The following is a 16698-nucleotide window of genomic DNA, read 5'->3' on the forward strand; positions in this document are numbered from 1 at the left end:
TGGGCGGGGGTATCGGACAATCCTCCCACTCCGGCTGGTTAGCATGGCCGCGAGAGTGTCCGCCGTCCCGACGGGAGCCACGTCGTGCCCCAGCCCCACCTTCGTACCGTCGTCGTGCTCGCCGCCGGTGAGGGCAAGCGGATGAAGTCGACACTGCCCAAGGTGCTGCACCCGTTGCTCGGCCGGACGCTGCTCGGTCACGTGCTGAGCGCCGCCGCGCCGCTTGCCGCGGATCGCACAGTCGTCGTCGTCGGGCACGGCGCCGACCAGGTCCGGGGGCACCTGTCCGAGGTCGCACCGCACGCCACGCCGGTGCTCCAGGCCGAGCAGCTCGGCACCGGCCACGCCGTACGGATCGCGCTGGACGCCGTCCCGGACGGGGACGGCACCGTCGTGGTGATCAACGGGGACGTGCCACTGCTGCGACCCGAGACGGTGGGCGCGCTGGTGACCGCGCACGAGGAAGCCGCCGCGGCGGCCACCGTGCTCGCCGCCGAGGTGCCCGACCCGACCGGGCTCGGCCGGATCGTCCGGGACGCCGACGGCCGCCTGGAGCAGATCGTCGAGGAACGCGACGCCGACGCGACGCAGCGGGCGATCCGGGAGATCAACGCCGGCATCTACGCCTTCGACGCGGCCCGTCTGCGCGACGCGCTGGGAAAGCTCTCCACCGACAACGACCAGGGCGAGGAGTACCTGACCGACGTCTTCGGTCTGCTCCGCTCGGCCGGTGAGCCGGTGGCGGTGCACGTCGCCGCGGACCATGTCGAGACGTTGGGCTGCAACGACCGGGTGGAGCTGGCGACGCTGCGTCGGCTGCTGCGCGACCGCATCAACGAGGCGTGGATGCGCACCGGGGTGAGCCTGCTCGACCCGGCGACCACCTGGATCGACGTGACAGTGGCCCTGGACCGCGACGCGGTGGTCGACCAGAACACCCAGCTGCGCGGTGCCACAGTGGTCGGCGCGGGCGCGCTGATCGGGCCGGACGTCACGCTCGTCGACACGGTCGTCGGCCCCGCCGCCTCGGTGGTCCGCAGCCACGCCGTCGGCGCCGAGGTGGGCGCGGGTGCCACCGTCGGGCCGTACGCGTACCTGCGGCCGGCCGCGCGGCTGGCCGACAGGGCGAAGGTCGGCACGTTCGTCGAGGTGAAGAACACGCAGATCGGCGCGGGCTCCAAGGTGCCACACCTGACGTACGTGGGTGACGCGACGATCGGCGAGCACACCAACATCGGTGCGGCGTCGGTGTTCGTGAACTACGACGGGGTGAACAAGCACCACACGGTGATCGGCAGCCACGCCCGCACCGGGGCGGACAACATGTTCGTGGCACCCGTCGAGGTGGGTGACGGGGCGTACACGGCGGCCGGTTCGGTGATCGTCGACGACGTGCCGCCGGGGGCGATGGGTGTCGCGCGGGCGCGCCAGCGCAACATCGAGGGCTGGGTGGTGAAGCGCCGCGCCGGCACGGCGGCGGCCGAGGCGGCACAGCGCGCCGGCGAGCGATCCGGCGACGCGAAGGGTGCGCAGGGATCTGGCGACGCGAAGGGTGCGTCGGTGACACCCGGCACCGCAAGCGACAGTGAGGCAATGCACGGGGTGACCGAGACGGTGGGCGGCGCGTCCGGCCCGGGAGATACTGCAACCGAATAGTCCCTGACCCACCACCACCGGGTCGGGTACCGCCGACAAAACGGGAGCAGACGGGCCCATGGGCAGCATCGTCGCCGAAAACCGCAAAAGCCTGATGCTCTTTTCCGGACGTGGCTTTCCGGAGTTGGCCAAGGAGATCGGCGAGGTGCTCGGCGTGGCGCCGACCCCGGCCGACGCGTACGAGTTCGCCAACGGCGAGATCTTCGTACGGTTCAAGGACTCGGTGCGTGGTTCGGACGCCTTCGTGGTGCAGTCCGTCACGCACGGGGTGAACACCTGGGTCATGGAGACCCTGATCATGGTGGACGCGCTGAAGCGGGGGTCGGCGAAGCGGATCACCGTGGTGCTGCCGTTCTACCCGTACGCCCGGCAGGACAAGAAGCACCGGGGTCGGGAGCCGATCTCGGCCCGCCTGGTGGCGGACCTGTTGAAGACCGCCGGCGCGAACCGCATCCTCACCGTCGACCTGCACACCGCGCAGATCCAGGGCTTCTTCGACGGCCCGGTGGATCACCTCTTCGCCATGGACATCCTGGCCGAGTACGTGGAGCACAAGTACGCCGGCCGGCCGATGACCGTGGTGGCACCGGACTCGGGCCGAGTGCGGGTGGCCGAGCGGTGGACCGACCGGCTGGGTGGTTGTCCGCTGGCGTTCATCCACAAGACCCGGGACCCGATGAAGCCCAACCAGGTCGTGGCGAACCGCGTGGTCGGCGAGGTGGAGGGTCGGGTCTGCCTGATCGTCGACGACATGATCGACACCGGTGGCACGATCGCCAAGGCCGCGGACATCCTCAAGGAGTCGGGAGCGGCGGAGATCGTGGTCGCCTCCACCCACGCGCTGCTGTCCGACCCGGCCACCGAGCGGCTGAAGAACAGCTCGATCAGCGAGATCGTGGTGACGAACACGTTGCCGCTCCCGCCGGAGAAGCAGTTGGACAAGCTGACCGTGCTGTCGATCGCGCCGCTGCTGGCGCGGGCGATCCGGGAGGTCTTCGACGACGGTTCGGTGACCACCCTCTTCGGCGGCCTGAGCTGATCATCTAGCCCCGTTTCCGCCACTCGGCATTCCGGTGGGGGCGGGGCTGTCAAACTGGTGGAAACGGGGCCGGCGCGCTGGTGGGGAGCACCACCGACGCGCCGGTCTGGAGCCGTGATCGGGGACTGCCGGAAACCCTGGAAACAGCTCGGGTAGACTGGTGCGGTTGCCACGGCGAGGGTGCCCGGCGGGCCGCTGAAAAGCGCCGCACGGAGGCACCGTCATCGACGCGGTGCTCCGGGCAGTCGTTCATGACGCATGAGCCCCAGCGAGCCCCTCGCCCCAGCACCGCCAGACGACAAGCCGCCGCAGCGAAAAGCATCAGGAGTTTCCCCGTGTCCGAGGTAAAGATCAGCGCCGAGCCCCGCACCGAGTTCGGCAAGGGTGGTGCCCGCCGTACCCGCCGGGCCGGCAAGGTGCCCGCCGTGCTGTACGGCCACGGCGAGAAGCCCAAGCACATCGCGCTGCCGTCGCGGGAGTTCGCCGCGGCGATCCGCAAGGGCGGTGCCAACCAGCTCTTCGCGATCGACATCACCGACGGCACCCAGGTGCTGGCGCTGCCGAAGGCGATCCAGCGTGACCCGATCCGGGACACCTTCGAGCACGTCGACCTGATCCTGGTCCGCCGGGGCGAGAAGGTCACCGTCGAGGTTCCGATCCAGCTGACCGGCGAGGCCGCGCGGGACACCCTGATCGTCCACGACCACGACACCCTCTCGGTGACCGCCGACGCCACCAAGGTTCCGGACCACCTCGAGGCCTCGATCGAGGGCCTGGAGGCGGGCAGCCAGGTGACCGCCGGTGACGTCGAGCTGCCGGCCGGCGTCGAGCTGGCCGCCGACTCGGAGCTGACCGTCGCGTCGGTGACCGCCGCCCCCACCGCCGAGCAGCTCGAGGCGACGCTGCCCGAGACCGAGGTGGCCACCGACGAGGCCGAGGCCGAGGTCGGCGAGGCCACCGAGGGCTCCGAGGGCGCGGACGCCGCTCCGGCCGCCGAGGGCGACGAGAACACCGAGGCGCGCACCGAGGCCTGATCGGTTCGTACTCTGCGACAGGCGTCCCCGGATGGTCGGGGGCGCCTGTCGGCGTATCGGGAGTCGGTGGATGGGCGTCGGGAGGGACAGGTCGTGACGGACGAGGCGGGGCCGTGGCTGGTGATCGGCCTGGGAAACCCCGGTCGGGAGTACGCCGGGAACCGGCACAACGTCGGCTTCATGGTGGCCGACCTGCTGGCCGGGCGGGTTGGTGCCCGGTTCGGGCGGCACAAACGGGCGGTGGCCGAGGTGGCCGAGGCGCGGCTGGGGTTCGGTGGACCGAAGCTGGTGCTGGTGAAGCCACTGACGTACATGAACCTGTCCGGCGGGCCGGTGGCGGCCCTGGCGCAGTTCTACAAGGTGCCGGCGGCCCAGGTGATCGCGGTGCACGACGAACTGGACATCGGGTTCGGCCAGGTGCGGGTGAAGTTCGGCGGCGGCGAGGGTGGGCACAACGGCCTGCGGTCGATGTCGAAGTCGCTGGGCACGAAGGACTACGCCCGGGTGCGGTTCGGCGTCGGTCGACCGCCGGGACGGCAGGACCCCGCGGATTACGTGCTGTCGGATTTCGGCGCGGCAGAGCGTAAGGAGCTGGATTTCCTGGTGGACCGGGCCGCCGACGTGGTGGAGTCGGTGATCGTCAAGGGCGTGGAGCCGACGCAGAACCTCTACCACGGCGGCTGAGCCGGGCGAGGCGTACCGGATCGGAAACGGTGGGCCGGTAGTCTGCGCCTTTCGGCGTGCCGCGACCGGCGACGCGGGTCGCGACGAATCGGCCTGTGCGGGCACGGCCCGCGGCGAGGCGACGGGAGCGGGCAGATGGGCAGTCCTCCGATGATCGATGGCGCGTTCGCCCGATGGCTGGCGTCCCGGGCCGGGCAGGCGTTGCTCGACCTGCGCACGGAGATGGGTTTCGCGGACACCGGCGCGCTGAAGTCGGCCGGGGACAAGGTGTCGCACGACCTGATCCGCACGGAGTTGGCGAAGTGGCGACCGGGCGACGCGGTGCTCTCCGAGGAGGACGAGGGATCGCGGCTGGCCTGGGCAGCGGAGGTGAACACCGGGGCGGTGTCGCGGCTGACCGCGGACCGGGTGTGGATCATCGACCCGTTGGACGGCACCCGCGAGTTCTCCGAGGAGGGCCGCTCGGACTGGGCGGTGCACGTGGCGCTCTGGGCGCGTAGCGCGCCGAGCCCGCACGGGCTGGTCGCCGGGGCGGTGGGGCTACCGGCGCAGCACCGGGTGCTGGGCACGGACTACCCGCCGGCGTACCCGCCGATGACGGTGGAGGCGGCGACGGCCGGCGAGCGGAAGATCCGCCTGGCGGCGAGCCGGAGCCGGCCGCCGGTCTTCCTCACCGACCTGGCCGAGGACGTCGGGGCGCACCTGGTGCCGATGGGCTCGGCCGGAGCGAAGATCGCCGCCGTGGTCACCGGTGAGGTGGACGCGTACATCCACGCCGGTGGGCAGTACGAGTGGGACTCGGCTGCCCCGGTCGCTGTGGCGACGGCCACCGGACTGCACGCTTCCCGGATCGACGGATCTGCGCTGAGATACAACGAGGCGGATCCACGCCTGCCGGACCTGCTGGTCTGCCGCAAGGATCTCGCCACCCGGTTGCTTGCAGCGCTGCAGCGACATTCCGGGTAGCCTGAGCGCACTTTCTTGACATGCCCGACCGGAAAGGTCTGGAAATCGGATGATCGAGCGAATCGAGTCGGTGTCATGACCACCCCGGCGGCGTACCGGGTCTCCCACCTGGACGCCCTGGAGGCGGAGAGCATCTTCGTGATGCGCGAGGTGGTCGCCGAGATGGAACGCCCGGTGCTGCTCTTCTCCGGCGGCAAGGACTCGATCGTCATGCTGCGGCTGGCGCAGAAGGCGTTCGCCCCGGCCAACATCCCCTTCCCCGTCATGCACGTCGACACCGGGCACAACTTCCCCGAGGTCCTGGAATACCGCGACCAGCGAGTCGCCGAGCTGGGGTTGCAGCTCGTGATCGCGAGCGTGCCGGAGGCTCTGGCGAGCGGGATGGTCCGGGAGTCCGGCGACGGCATGCGCAACCGGATCCAGACGCCGGTGCTGTTGGACGCGGTGGAGAAGCACCGCTTCGACGCGCTCTTCGGTGGGGCCCGCCGAGACGAGGAGAAGGCCCGCGCGAAGGAGCGGGTCTTCAGCTTCCGCGACGAGTTCGGCCAGTGGGACCCGAAGAACCAGCGGCCGGAGCTGTGGTCGCTGTACAACGGCCGGCACCACCCGGGCGAGTCGATTCGGGTCTTCCCGCTGTCCAACTGGACCGAGCTGGACGTCTGGCACTACATCGCCAGCGAACGCATCCCGCTGCCCTCGATCTACTACGCGCACGAGCGTGAGGTGGTCGAGCGGGACGGCATGCTGTACGCCGTCAACGAGTTCTTCCGCCCTCGGGCGGGCGAGGAGCGGTTCAAGGAGCAGGTGCGCTACCGCACCGTCGGCGACGCCTCCTGCACCGCCGCGGTCCGTTCCGACGCGGACACCGTGGAGAAGGTCATCGAGGAGGTGGCGGCCACCCGGATCACCGAGCGCGGCGCGACCCGTGGTGACGACCGGGTCAGCGAGGCTGCCATGGAGGACCGCAAGCGGGAGGGCTACTTCTGATGACCACCGAGATCGTGACCTCCGCGAATGCGGAGGCCCGGGCTGTTGCCGGGGCCGGGCCGGAGGCCCGGGCGATGGACCTGCTGCGGTTCGCCACGGCCGGCAGCGTGGACGACGGGAAGTCGACCCTGATCGGTCGGCTGCTCTACGACACCAAGTCGCTCTTCACCGACCAGTTGGCCGCGGTGGAGGCGGTCAGCGCGGCCCGCGGCGACGAGTACACCAACCTTGCGCTGCTCACCGACGGCCTGCGCGCCGAGCGGGAACAGGGCATCACCATCGACGTGGCGTACCGGTACTTCGCCACCCCACGGCGCAAGTTCATCATCGCGGACACCCCGGGGCACATCCAGTACACCCGCAACATGGTGACCGGGGCGTCCACCGCCGACCTGGCGCTGATCCTGGTGGACGCCCGCAAGGGCCTGGTCGAGCAGTCCCGCCGGCACGCGTTCCTGTGCTCGCTGCTGCGGGTGCCGCACCTGGTCCTCTGTGTCAACAAGATGGACCTGGTGGACTGGTCGCAGGAGGTCTACGAGCGGATCGCCGACGAGTTCACCGCGTTCGCCGCGAAGCTCGACGTCCCGGACCTGACAGTGGTGCCGATCTCCGCGCTGCGTGGCGACAACATCGTCGCCCGGTCGGAGAACATGCAGTGGTACGAGGGCCCGTCGCTGCTGCACCACCTGGAGCGGGTGCACATCGCCAGCGACCGCAACCTGGTCGACGTCCGGTTCCCGGTGCAGTACGTGATCCGCCCGCAGTCGACCACGGTGACCGACTACCGCGGTTACGCCGGCCAGGTCGCCTCCGGTGTGCTCAAGCCCGGTGACGAGGTGATGGTGCTGCCGTCCGGCTTCACCAGCCGGATCGCCGCCGTGGAGACCGCCGACGGGCCGGTCGCGGAGGCCTTCCCGCCGATGTCGGTGACGGTGCGACTGGCCGACGAGATCGACATCTCCCGGGGCGACCTGATCTGCCGCCCGAACAACGCACCGGCGGTGGCCCAGGACATCGAGGCGATGGTCTGCTGGATGGACGAGACGGCCCCGCTGCGGGTCGGCGGCCGGTACGCGATCAAGCACACCACCCGCTCGGCGCGGGCGATCGTGCGCGGGCTGCACTACCGGCTGGACATCAACTCGCTGCACCGTGACGAGTCGGCCGACGAGCTGCGGCTCAACGAGATCGGTCGGGTGCGGCTGCGGACGACGGTGCCGCTGCTGGCCGACGAGTACCGGCGCAACCGGACCACCGGAGGCTTCGTCATCATCGACGAGAGCACCAACCGCACGGTAGGCGCTGCCATGATCGTCGAAGCCAGCTAACCAGACGCAGCGCCCCCACCCCCGACCCCGGTGGTGGTCAAGAGGTTTGCGTCAGTCCGAGCCCGGATTCTGACGCAAACCTCTTGATCAACTCGATCAGGGTGGGGGCTTAGGGGAGGCGGGTGGCTCCGGGGGAGGGTAGGACCGTCAGGGCGCCGGGGGTGGTGAAGCCTCGTTCGGCGTACGCGGCCTTGACGGCGCTGGCCACCTCGTCCGCGCGGTCGGCCTCGACCAGGGCGAGGACGCAGCCGCCGAAGCCGCCGCCGGTCATCCGGGCACCCAACGCGCCAGCCGCCAACGCCGCCTCGACGGCGGTGTCGATCTCCGGCACGGTGATCTCGAAGTCGTCGCGCATCGAGACGTGTGAAGCCGTGAGCAGCGGGCCGATGTCACGGACCCGGGCACTGCGCAGCAGTGCCACCGTGTCCAGTACGCGCTGGTCCTCGGTGACCACGTGCCGGACCCTTCGCCGGGTCTCCTCGTCATCGAGCTGCGCCAGCGCGGCGTCGAGCTGGTCGACACCCACGTCCCGAAGGGCGGCGACGCCGAGCGCGCTCGCCCCGGCCTCGCAGGAGCGCCGGCGGGCAGCGTATTCACCGTCGGCGTGTCGGTGCGGTGCCCGGCTGTCGATGACCAGCACCGCCAGCCCGGCGGCGTCCAGGTCGAACGGGATGTGTTCGACCGACTCGTCCCGGCAGTCCAGGAAGAGAGCGTGGCCGGCGCGGCAGCGGATCGCCGCGGACTGGTCCATGATGCCGGTCGGCGCACCGACGTAGACGTTCTCCGCCCGCTGTGCCAGCCGGGGTTGCCGCTCCGGGGTCAGCTCCAGCCCACCGAGGTCGAGCAGGGCGGCGAGCACTGCCGACTCCAGTGCGGCCGAGGAGGAGAGCCCCGAGCCCAGCGGAACGTCGGAGGCGATCGCCAACCGGGCACCCGGCACCGGGTGCCCGGCCTCGCGGAGCGCCCAGACCACCCCGGCGACGTACGCGCCCCAGCCGCTCACCCGACCTGGCTCGGCGACGTCGTCCGCGCCGAAGGTGATCGTCTCGTCGGAGAGCTCGGACCAGACCGTCCACAGCTCGGCGTCCTGCCGGTCGGCGGCGACCACCGTCCGCAGCGGCAACGCGAAGGGCAGCACGAACCCGTCGTTGTAGTCGGTGTGCTCGCCGATCAGGTTGACCCGGCCGGGAGCCGCCCAGCGGCCGGCCGCGTCGCCGCCGTACTGGTTGGTGAAACCCTCGGCGGCCCGTGCGGCGACGTCGCCGTTCGGGCTGGTCATGACTGCTCCAGGATGTGCTTGCCGTAGAAGGCCCAGGCGTCGCCGACCATGTCGTGCAGGGTCGGCTTCTGGGGCGTCCAGCCCAGCTGGTCGTGGGCCAGCGTGGAGGAGGCGACCAGCTCGGCGGGGTCGCCCTCGCGGCGCGGCGCCACCTCGACCGGAACGGGTCGCCCGGTGACCTCGCGGACCACGTCGACCACCTGGCGGTTGGTGAAGCCGTTTCCGTTGCCGAGGTTGTAGATCCGGTGCTGACCTGCGGTGGCGGCGTCCAACGCCAGCAGGTGTGCGCGGGCGAGGTCGGCGACGTGGATGTAGTCGCGGACGCAGGTGCCGTCGACGGTCGGGTAGTCGTCGCCGAAGAGCTGGAGCTTCTCCCGCCGACCGGCGGCGACCTCCAGCGCGATCGGGATCAGGTGCGTCTCCGGGTCGTGTCGTTCACCGAGCGAGACGTCACCGTCGAGGTGGGCGCCGGCCACGTTGAAGTAGCGCAGCGAGACGGCGGCGAGCCCGTGCGCGACGGCCTCGGAGGTGAGTGCCATGTCGACGGCGAGTTTGGTGGCGCCGTACGTGTTGGTGGGTGCCTTGACCGCGGTCTCCGTGATGGGCAGCTCGGTGGGGTTGCCGTAGACGGCGGCGGTGGAGGAGAAGACCATCCGTGGCACCCCGGCGGCTCGGACCGCGTCGATCAGGGCGAGCGTGCCGACGGTGTTGTTCTGCCAGTACAGCTCCGGCTTGACCATCGACTCGCCGGCGGCGATCAGGGCGGCGAAGTGCAGCACCCCGTCGAAGCCGGCGTCCGCGGTGACGATGCGGCCGGCCTCGTGGATGGGCGCCTCGACGTGGGTCGCGTCCGGGGCGAGCGCCTCGCGGTGCCCGGTGCGCAGGTCGTCCAGGACGACCACCTGGTGACCCGCGTCGAGCAGCATCCGGGTCACCACGCTGCCGATGAAGCCGGCGCCCCCGGTGACGAGCAGTTTCACGTCGTTGCCTCCCTGCCTGGCCCGCCCGGGACGTGGCCTTCGGTGATCACCCTAAGGCGGGGGTCGACGCCGTCGCCGACACCGCCATCATCCCCATCTCACCATAATCTCTCATGATTAAACAGAGCCGAACATTCGGGGATCGCTCGCTGCGATCTCCGGTGCGAGGGGCGAACGGTGTCTACCATCTCTGTCATGCGGGAAGCGGCCCGTACCGGGCTCCGGCGACGCGTGCGGGTGCCGCCCCGCCGCGATCCCGGTCCGCTCGCCCGGGCCGTCGCCCGCGTGCTGGTTCGCGCCGCCGATGGTGCCACCCGACTCGTCACCGATCTGCTCGGGGCCGGCCCGGCGGCAGGCCGCGAGCGCATCTCCGAGGCCGACCTGCGGGACCTGGTCGCGGCGAACACGGTGCTCGACCCGGACGAGCGGCGGATCATCGACGAGGTCCTGGTAGCCGGAGCCAGCCTGATCCGCGAGGTGATGATGCCCCGCACCGAGGTGGTCTTCCTCCCGGCGCGGCTGACCATCGCCGAGGCCGCCCGGCTGGTCCGCACCGAAACGCACACCCGTTACCCGGTCACCGACGGCACCCACGACGACGTGGTCGGCTTCGTGCACCTTCGTGACGTGCTGCTCCGCCCGGACGCCGACACGTGCGTCACCGTCGGGGAGTTGGCCCGGGAGGTGAAGCGGCTCCCCGGCAGCAAGCGGGTACTCCCCGCGCTGACCGAGATGCGCCGGGAGGGCCAGCACCTGGCCGTGGTGGTCGACGAGTACGGCGGCACCGCCGGGATCGTCACCCTGGAGGACCTGATCGAGGAGTTGGTCGGCGAGATCCACGACGAGTACGACGCCGCTCCGGACCCCGTGCACGCCGGCCTGCCCGCCGTGGTGGACGGCCGCCTCAACCTCGCCGACTTCGCCGAACGGACCGCAGTGGTGCTCCCCGCCGGCCCGTACGAGACGGTTGGTGGGTTCGTGATGGCCGCGTTGGGCCGGTTGCCGGTGGCCGGCGACGAGGTGCCGGTGCCCGGTGAACCGGACGAGGTCGGCGTGCCCGACCTCGCCGAACCGCCGGGCGGCTGGCTGCTGCGGGTGCTCGAAATGGACGGCCGCCGGGTGGCCCGGCTCGCGGTGTCCGCCGTCCGACCTTCGGAACAGCGCCGGGAGCCGAACACCGAACAACGCCGCGAGTCGGTGCCGGAAATCGGCGCCGGGCAGGTGCGGGAGAGCATGGCGGAGCAGCAGCGCAGGGTCGTGGTCGGGCCGACGCGGCGGGTCGGCGCGCGCGACGCACGCGAGGTCAATAGCCCGACAGCGGCGGGCCGCAGCCGACCCGCCGGCCCGTCATGACGGACCCGGTCGCTTGCTGACAGAATTGTCGCCATGTCCGACGCTCCCGCCCGCCCCCGCGTCTTCTCCGGCATCCAGCCGACGGCCGACTCGTTCCACCTCGGCAACTACCTGGGCGCGGTCCGGCACTGGGTGGCTCTCCAGGAGACCCACGACGCTTTCTACTGCGTGGTGGATCTGCACGCCATCACCGCGGGGCACGACCCGGCGCTGCTGCGTCAACGGAGCCGGGTGGCAGCCGCCCAGCTCTTCGCGGTCGGGCTCGACCCGGAACGCAGCACCCTGTTCGTGCAGTCGCAGGTGCCCGAGCACCCGCAGCTGGCCTGGGTGCTCGGCTGCATCACCGGCTTCGGCGAGGCCAGTCGGATGACCCAGTTCAAGGACAAGTCGCAGAAGCACGGCAACGAACGGTCCAGTGTCGGGCTGTTCACCTACCCGATCCTGCAGGCCGCCGACATCCTGCTCTACCAGGCCAATGCCGTCCCGGTCGGCGAGGACCAGCGCCAGCACCTGGAACTCTCCCGGGATCTGGCGCACCGGTTCAACACGACGTTCGGCCCGACGTTCACGGTGCCCGCGCCGCACATCGTCAAGGACACTGCGAAGATCACCGATCTTCAGGACCCGACGGCGAAGATGTCCAAGTCGTCGTCGTCACCGGCCGGCATCATCGACCTGCTGGACGACCCGGCCCGCTCCGCCAAGAAGATCCGGTCGGCGGTCACCGACACCGGTCGGGAGATCGTCTTCGACGCCGAGACCAAGCCGGGTGTGTCCAACCTGCTCACCATCCACTCGGCGCTCAGCGGGCGCAGCATCGACGAACTGGTGGCCGCGTTCGCCGGCCGCGGTTACGGCGACCTGAAGAAGGAACTGGCCGAGGTGGTGACGGACTTCGTCCGACCGATCCAGGAGCGCACCCGCACCTACCTCGACGACCCGGCTCAGCTGGACAAGCTGCTCGCCAGTGGTGCGGAGAAGGCCCGCTCGGTGGCCGCCACGACCCTGCGGGCGGCGTACGAGCGGGTCGGGTTCTTCCCGCCCGTCCGCGGCGAGTAGCTCCACGGACAGGTGGACGGGTCGGTGGCCGGAGGGGCGGCGCGAAGCGTGGATCGCAGTGGCGGGGTGTCGCCGACCGGCGACACCACCCAGATCGGCATCGCGGTGGACATTCCCGAGCCGTGGGGTGGCCGGCTCACCCGGCGGCGGGTCGAGGCCGGCGACCCGCTCGCGGTTCCCGCGCATGTGACGTTGCTGGGACCCACCGAGATCCAGACGGCCAACCTGCCCGCCGTCGAGCGGCATCTGGCCGCCGTCGCCGCCGCGCACCTGCCGTTCACGCTGCACCTGCGGGGCACCGGCACGTTCCGTCCGGTCACCCAGGTGGTCTTCGTCGCGGTGGCCGCCGGGATCAGCGAGTGCGAGTTGTTGGCCGCCGCCATCGCCGCGGCGCCGGGCCTGCATCGTGAGGCGCGTTTCCCGTACCATCCGCACGTCACCGTGGCACAGGACGTGGCGCCGGAGGCCCTGGACAAGGTGTACGAGGATCTGGCCGACTTCTCCGCGATGTTCGAGGTCGACGCGTTCACCCTGTTCTCGCACAGCGGGCAGGCCCGGTGGCAGCCGCGCCGGGACTACCGTCTCGGCGACTGACCCGTCGGCGACGCGCCGGTCGGCGAGCATCGGGAGCCGGTTGCCACCACAGCAGTGGGAGATCGGCGAGGATGATCGCGTGAACGTGATCGGCCGGATCGAGGCGGGCATCGACCGCTGGGTGAGCGCCGCGCGCCACCGGTCGGGGCTCTTCGACCACGTGTGGCGGGCCGGCGCGCTGTACGCCGAGGTGTTGGCCGGGCGGTTGGCCGCCGCGATCGCCTACTACGGCTTCTTCGCGGTGTTCGCTCTCGCCCTGGTCGCGTACTCCGTCTTCGGCGCGATCCTGGAGGACAACGACGAGGTCAGCGCGGCGGCAGCCGACTTCCTCAAGGACAACCTGCCGTTCCTGGACCCGGAGCAGATCGCCAACTCCAGCAACACGGTGGGCGTGGTCGGCCTCGTCATCCTGGTCTTCACCGGCATCGGGTGGGTGGAGGCGATCCGGTCGTCGCAGCGGTTGATGTACCAGCTCAACCAGCAGCCGGGCAATCTGGTGATCCGCCGGCTGGTGGACCTGGGTGTGATGGTCGGGGTCTTCGTGCTGCTCGGCGTGTCGGTCGCGGCGGTGGACGCGTTGGAGTCGCTGCTGCGTTTCCTGCTGCGCAGCACCGGGTCGGTCGGCCTGACCACGATCAGTGCCGTGCTCAGCGTGCTGGTCAACGCGGTGCTCGCCACCGCGTTGCTCCTCGCGGTGCCCCGGCTGCGGATGAGCAGGTCCCGGTTGCGCCCGGTGGTGCTGCTGGTGGCGGTCGGCATCACGCTGCTGAACACGGTCGGGCGGTACTACGTGGTGCGTACCGAGCGCAACCCGGCGTACACCGTGGTGGCGGGCGCCGTCGGTCTGCTGCTCTACCTCTACCTGCTCAACCAGCTGGTGCTGTTCGGTGCGGCGCTCCTCGCCACCAGTTCGAGCGGGCGGGTGGTGGACCTGGCGGAGGCCGCCGCCCCGCCGAGAGACGTGGACGAGGACACCGATCCCGGTACGCCGGGCGGTGCGGGCTGACGACGGAAGGTGCAGACGTGCTGATCTCGGTTGACCCGGACTCGTCGGTGCCCCCGTACGAGCAGGTACGCGGGCAGCTCGCCGAGCTGATCGGTGACGGCCGGTTGCCGGTCGGCAGCCGACTGCCCACCGTCCGGCAACTCGCCGCCGACCTGCGGTTGGCCGCGAACACGGTGGCCCGGGCGTACCGGGAGTTGGAGGTCGCCGGGCTGCTGGAGACCCGGGGGCGCAACGGCACCTTCGTCGCACCCGGCCGGGACGACGCCGTCGACCGGTTGCAGCGCGCGGCGGCCGGGTACGCCGCCGAGGCAGCCCGGCTCGGCGTGGCGCCGGCCACCGCGCTCGCTCTGGTCCGCGCTGCCCTGGACGCCGCCCGCCCTGGCTGACCGACCACCGACCGATCGCCGGACGGGCGGTAAGTGGGCCGAAAGGCATCGTGAATCGCGTTCGCGGACCATGATGAGCCGGTGGGCGCACTCATGACACTGGACCTGCCGGGGGACTCACCGCTCCTCGGCCTGCCGTGGATCATCACCTTCGGTCCACTCGGTGACCTCGACGAGTGGGAGCCGGTGGTCTGCGGGCCCTACGAACGGCCGCACGCGTTGGCGTTGGCCGAGGCGGTGGTGGCCGAGGAGCAGTTGATGGCTGTGGTGGAGCCGTTGCTGCCGGCGCTGTCGGCCGACGAGATCCGCAGTGAGATCGCCGCCGCGCAGGTCGCCGCGGAGGACGAGGCCCGGCAGGTGGAGGGGGCCGACCTCTACGGTGACTTCGAGGACGTGATCGACGAGGAGTTGGACGCCGCCGCCGACGAGGCGGGGCACGGTGAGCCCGTCGAGCCGCCGAACGAGGCCGAGGTACGCGCCGGCTTCACCCGGATTGCGGCGCTGCTCACCGCGAAGTGACAGCCCGGACCTGCGCAGACGGACACCGGCGCCGCGCGGAGGCGACTCCGCGTGGCGCCGGTACCACCTCACCCCCCACCACAAGGGGCCGGTAGCCCAGTCGCCCGTCGGCGCGGGGCACGACGGACGACCAGGTCGAGAACGAGTTACCCGCTCAGCGCCGTTCCAACCAGGCTGCCGCGTCGACCGGCAGCAGCTGGCCGGAGCCCTGCTCGGTGAGCGTGTCGCTGGCGACGAGCGGCTGCCCGTACCCGTCGATCAGGACCGGCGCGCCGCTGAGGTTGACGACGCAGGTCAGCACGGTCTCGCCGCCGGCGCGGGAGAAGGCGAGCACGCCGGGGCCGGTCTCCAGCCAGGTGATGTCGCCGCTGTCGACGGTCAGCGCCGGGTGCTCGCGGCGGATACGCAGCGCGGCCCGGTACAGCTCCAGAGTCGAGCCGGGCACGCCGCTCTGCTCGGCAACCGACAGCGAACGCCAGGTGGAGGGGGCGGGTAGCCAGCTCAACGCGCTGCCGGCCGGACCGAAGCCGTACGGTGCCAGCTCGCCGGTCCACGGGATGGGCACCCGGCATCCGTCGCGGCTCTCGCCGGTGCGCAGGAAAGCCGGGTCCTGGCGCAGCTCGTCGGGGAGGTCGAGGACCTCGGGAAGGCCCAGTTCCTCGCCCTGGTAGAGGTACGCGCAGCCGGGCAGGGCGAGCATCAGCAGACTGGCGGCGCGGGCCCGGCGCAACCCCTCGACGCCGTCGCCGTAGCGGGTGACGTGCCGCTGCTTGTCGTGGTTGGACAGCACCCAGGTGGTGGGCGCGCCGACCACGGCCGCCTCGCCCAGCGCGGTGTCGATCACTTTGCGGAACGACTCGGCCGACCAGGTGGCGTCGAGGAAGTCGAAGCTGAACGCCTGGTGCAGCTCGTCGGGGCCGATGTAACGGGCCAGCCGCTGCGGGGTCTCGGCCCAGGCCTCGGCGACCGCCATGCGACCGCCGGGGTAGCTGTCCAGGATGGGTCGCCAGGCGCGGTAGATCTCGTGTACCTCGTCCTGGTCGAAGTAGGGCAGGCGGCCCTTGCCGAGCAGTTCGACCTGGCGTTGACCGGTCGTCATGGTGCTGAAACCGACGTCCGGCAGCCCTTCCGCCTTGATCATGCCGTGCGCCACGTCGACGCGGAAGCCGTCCACGCCCCGGTCCAGCCAGAACCGCAGCACGTCCTCGAACTCGGCGCGGACCTCCGGGTGGCGCCAGTTCAGGTCCGGCTGGGCCGGGTCGAACAGGTGCAGGTACCACTGGCCGTCGGCGACGCGCGTCCAGGCCGGGCCGCCGAAGATGCTCTCCCAGTCGTTCGGCGGCAGCTCGCCGTGCTCGCCCTGCCCGTCGGCGAAGAGGTAGCGGGCCCGCTCGGGGGAGCCGGGGCCGGTGGCGAGGGCGTCGACGAACCAGCGGTGGGCGCTGGACGTGTGGTTGGGCACCAGGTCGACGATGATCCGCAGACCGAGGGCGTGCGCGTCGGTGATCATGGCGTCGAAGTCGGCGAGGGTGCCGAACATCGGGTCGACGTCCCGGTAGTCCGCGACGTCGTAACCGCCGTCGACCATGGGGGAGGTATAGAAGGGGGTCAGCCAAAGCGCGTCCACCCCGAGCTCACGCAGGTACGGCAGGCGTTGCCGGATGCCCTGGAGGTCACCGATGCCGTCGCCGTCGCTGTCGGCGAAGCTGCGGACGTACACCTGGTAGACGACTGCGGCACGCCACCAGTCGTCATCGGCGGTGCCGGGCGGGGTGGCGGTGCTGGCGGTCATCGGTGACGTTCCCCGTCTGTTTCGGGCCGGCGCGGA

15 protein-coding genes and 1 pseudogene are annotated in these 16698 nt (G+C 71.1%); 13 read left to right on the forward strand and 3 right to left on the reverse strand.

Annotated elements, in window-relative coordinates; translation table 11 throughout:
• Nucleotides 1–84 precede the first annotated feature (84 nt).
• From glmU to O7614_RS05550, 7 genes are all read left to right on the forward strand, one after another.
• A complete protein-coding gene (gene glmU / locus O7614_RS05520; RefSeq protein ID WP_347404335.1) occupies nucleotides 85–1656 on the forward strand; it encodes a bifunctional UDP-N-acetylglucosamine diphosphorylase/glucosamine-1-phosphate N-acetyltransferase GlmU in 1572 nt (523 codons plus the stop codon).
• Between the two features lie 58 nt (nucleotides 1657–1714).
• Nucleotides 1715–2695 carry a ribose-phosphate diphosphokinase gene (locus tag O7614_RS05525; RefSeq protein WP_030329105.1) on the forward strand — a complete coding sequence of 327 codons (981 nt, stop codon included), beginning with the start codon at nucleotides 1715–1717 and terminating at the stop codon, nucleotides 2693–2695.
• 335 nt (nucleotides 2696–3030) lie between these two features.
• Nucleotides 3031–3729, forward strand: a complete 699-nt coding sequence (locus tag O7614_RS05530; protein ID WP_278137408.1) for a 50S ribosomal protein L25/general stress protein Ctc — start codon at nucleotides 3031–3033, stop codon at nucleotides 3727–3729.
• A 93-nt stretch (nucleotides 3730–3822) separates the two neighbouring features.
• Nucleotides 3823–4413, forward strand: coding sequence for an aminoacyl-tRNA hydrolase (gene pth / locus O7614_RS05535; RefSeq protein WP_278137409.1), 591 nt, complete (start codon nucleotides 3823–3825; stop codon nucleotides 4411–4413).
• Nucleotides 4414–4548: 135 nt separating this feature from the next.
• Nucleotides 4549–5379 (forward strand): inositol monophosphatase family protein, encoded by an 831-nt coding sequence (locus O7614_RS05540; RefSeq protein WP_278137410.1) that lies wholly within the window; start codon nucleotides 4549–4551, stop codon nucleotides 5377–5379.
• Nucleotides 5380–5454: 75 nt separating this feature from the next.
• On the forward strand, nucleotides 5455–6366 hold the full coding sequence (cysD, locus tag O7614_RS05545) for a sulfate adenylyltransferase subunit CysD (protein WP_278137411.1): 912 nt from the start codon (nucleotides 5455–5457) through the stop codon (nucleotides 6364–6366).
• A gap of 74 nt (nucleotides 6367–6440) precedes the next feature.
• Nucleotides 6441–7694, forward strand: a complete 1254-nt coding sequence (locus O7614_RS05550) for a GTP-binding protein (RefSeq protein ID WP_278142157.1) — start codon at nucleotides 6441–6443, stop codon at nucleotides 7692–7694.
• 109 nt (nucleotides 7695–7803) lie between these two features.
• On the opposite strand, the gene galK is transcribed toward O7614_RS05550, so the two are convergent.
• Both galK and galE read right to left on the reverse strand, forming a co-directional pair.
• Nucleotides 7804–8973 (reverse strand): galactokinase, encoded by a 1170-nt coding sequence (gene galK, locus O7614_RS05555; RefSeq protein ID WP_278137412.1) that lies wholly within the window; start codon nucleotides 8971–8973, stop codon nucleotides 7804–7806.
• Complete coding sequence (galE, locus tag O7614_RS05560) at nucleotides 8970–9899, reverse strand: UDP-glucose 4-epimerase GalE (protein ID WP_278142158.1); 930 nt, start codon at nucleotides 9897–9899, stop codon at nucleotides 8970–8972. Before galE ends, galK begins: the two co-directional genes overlap by 4 nt.
• Before the next feature lie 249 nt (nucleotides 9900–10148).
• Between galE and O7614_RS05565 the strand changes: the two are divergent.
• From O7614_RS05565 to O7614_RS05590, 6 genes and pseudogenes are all read left to right on the forward strand, one after another.
• Nucleotides 10149–11123, forward strand: a pseudogene (locus O7614_RS05565) (hemolysin family protein); the annotation flags it as partial.
• 216 nt (nucleotides 11124–11339) lie between these two features.
• The gene (gene trpS / locus O7614_RS05570; protein WP_278137413.1) at nucleotides 11340–12365 is read left to right on the forward strand and encodes a tryptophan--tRNA ligase; all 1026 of its coding nucleotides are present in this window, start codon (nucleotides 11340–11342) and stop codon (nucleotides 12363–12365) included.
• A 24-nt stretch (nucleotides 12366–12389) separates the two neighbouring features.
• A complete protein-coding gene (locus O7614_RS05575) occupies nucleotides 12390–12959 on the forward strand; it encodes a 2'-5' RNA ligase family protein (protein WP_278137414.1) in 570 nt (189 codons plus the stop codon).
• Nucleotides 12960–13038: 79 nt separating this feature from the next.
• Nucleotides 13039–13965 carry a YhjD/YihY/BrkB family envelope integrity protein gene (locus tag O7614_RS05580; protein ID WP_278137415.1) on the forward strand — a complete coding sequence of 309 codons (927 nt, stop codon included), beginning with the start codon at nucleotides 13039–13041 and terminating at the stop codon, nucleotides 13963–13965.
• Nucleotides 13966–13982: 17 nt separating this feature from the next.
• Nucleotides 13983–14351 (forward strand): GntR family transcriptional regulator, encoded by a 369-nt coding sequence (locus O7614_RS05585; RefSeq protein WP_278137416.1) that lies wholly within the window; start codon nucleotides 13983–13985, stop codon nucleotides 14349–14351.
• Between the two features lie 81 nt (nucleotides 14352–14432).
• Nucleotides 14433–14870, forward strand: a complete 438-nt coding sequence (locus tag O7614_RS05590; RefSeq protein WP_278137417.1) for a hypothetical protein — start codon at nucleotides 14433–14435, stop codon at nucleotides 14868–14870.
• 154 nt (nucleotides 14871–15024) lie between these two features.
• Here O7614_RS05590 and O7614_RS05595 read toward each other — a convergent pair whose 3' ends face one another.
• Complete coding sequence (locus O7614_RS05595) at nucleotides 15025–16662, reverse strand: glycoside hydrolase family 13 protein (RefSeq protein WP_278137419.1); 1638 nt, start codon at nucleotides 16660–16662, stop codon at nucleotides 15025–15027.
• Nucleotides 16663–16698: the final 36 nt, after the last annotated feature.

The organism is Micromonospora sp. WMMD961 (assembly GCF_029626145.1).
Taxonomy (GTDB): Bacteria; Actinomycetota; Actinomycetes; order Mycobacteriales; family Micromonosporaceae; genus Micromonospora.

Bases quoted from the DNA above. Each gene is read 5' to 3' on its own strand.
- cysD (WP_278137411.1), top strand. From the start codon at position 5,455: ATGACCACCCCGGCGGCGTACCGGGTCTCCCACCTGGACGCCCTGGAG.
- galE (WP_278142158.1), bottom strand. From the start codon at position 9,899: ATGCTGCTCGACGCGGGTCACCAGGTGGTCGTCCTGGACGACCTGCGC.
- O7614_RS05595 (WP_278137419.1), bottom strand. From the start codon at position 16,662: ATGACCGCCAGCACCGCCACCCCGCCCGGCACCGCCGATGACGACTGG.
- O7614_RS05550 (WP_278142157.1), top strand. From the start codon at position 6,441: ATGGACCTGCTGCGGTTCGCCACGGCCGGCAGCGTGGACGACGGGAAG.
- trpS (WP_278137413.1), top strand. From the start codon at position 11,340: ATGTCCGACGCTCCCGCCCGCCCCCGCGTCTTCTCCGGCATCCAGCCG.
- O7614_RS05540 (WP_278137410.1), top strand. From the start codon at position 4,549: ATGGGCAGTCCTCCGATGATCGATGGCGCGTTCGCCCGATGGCTGGCG.
- O7614_RS05525 (WP_030329105.1), top strand. From the start codon at position 1,715: ATGGGCAGCATCGTCGCCGAAAACCGCAAAAGCCTGATGCTCTTTTCC.
- galK (WP_278137412.1), bottom strand. From the start codon at position 8,973: ATGACCAGCCCGAACGGCGACGTCGCCGCACGGGCCGCCGAGGGTTTC.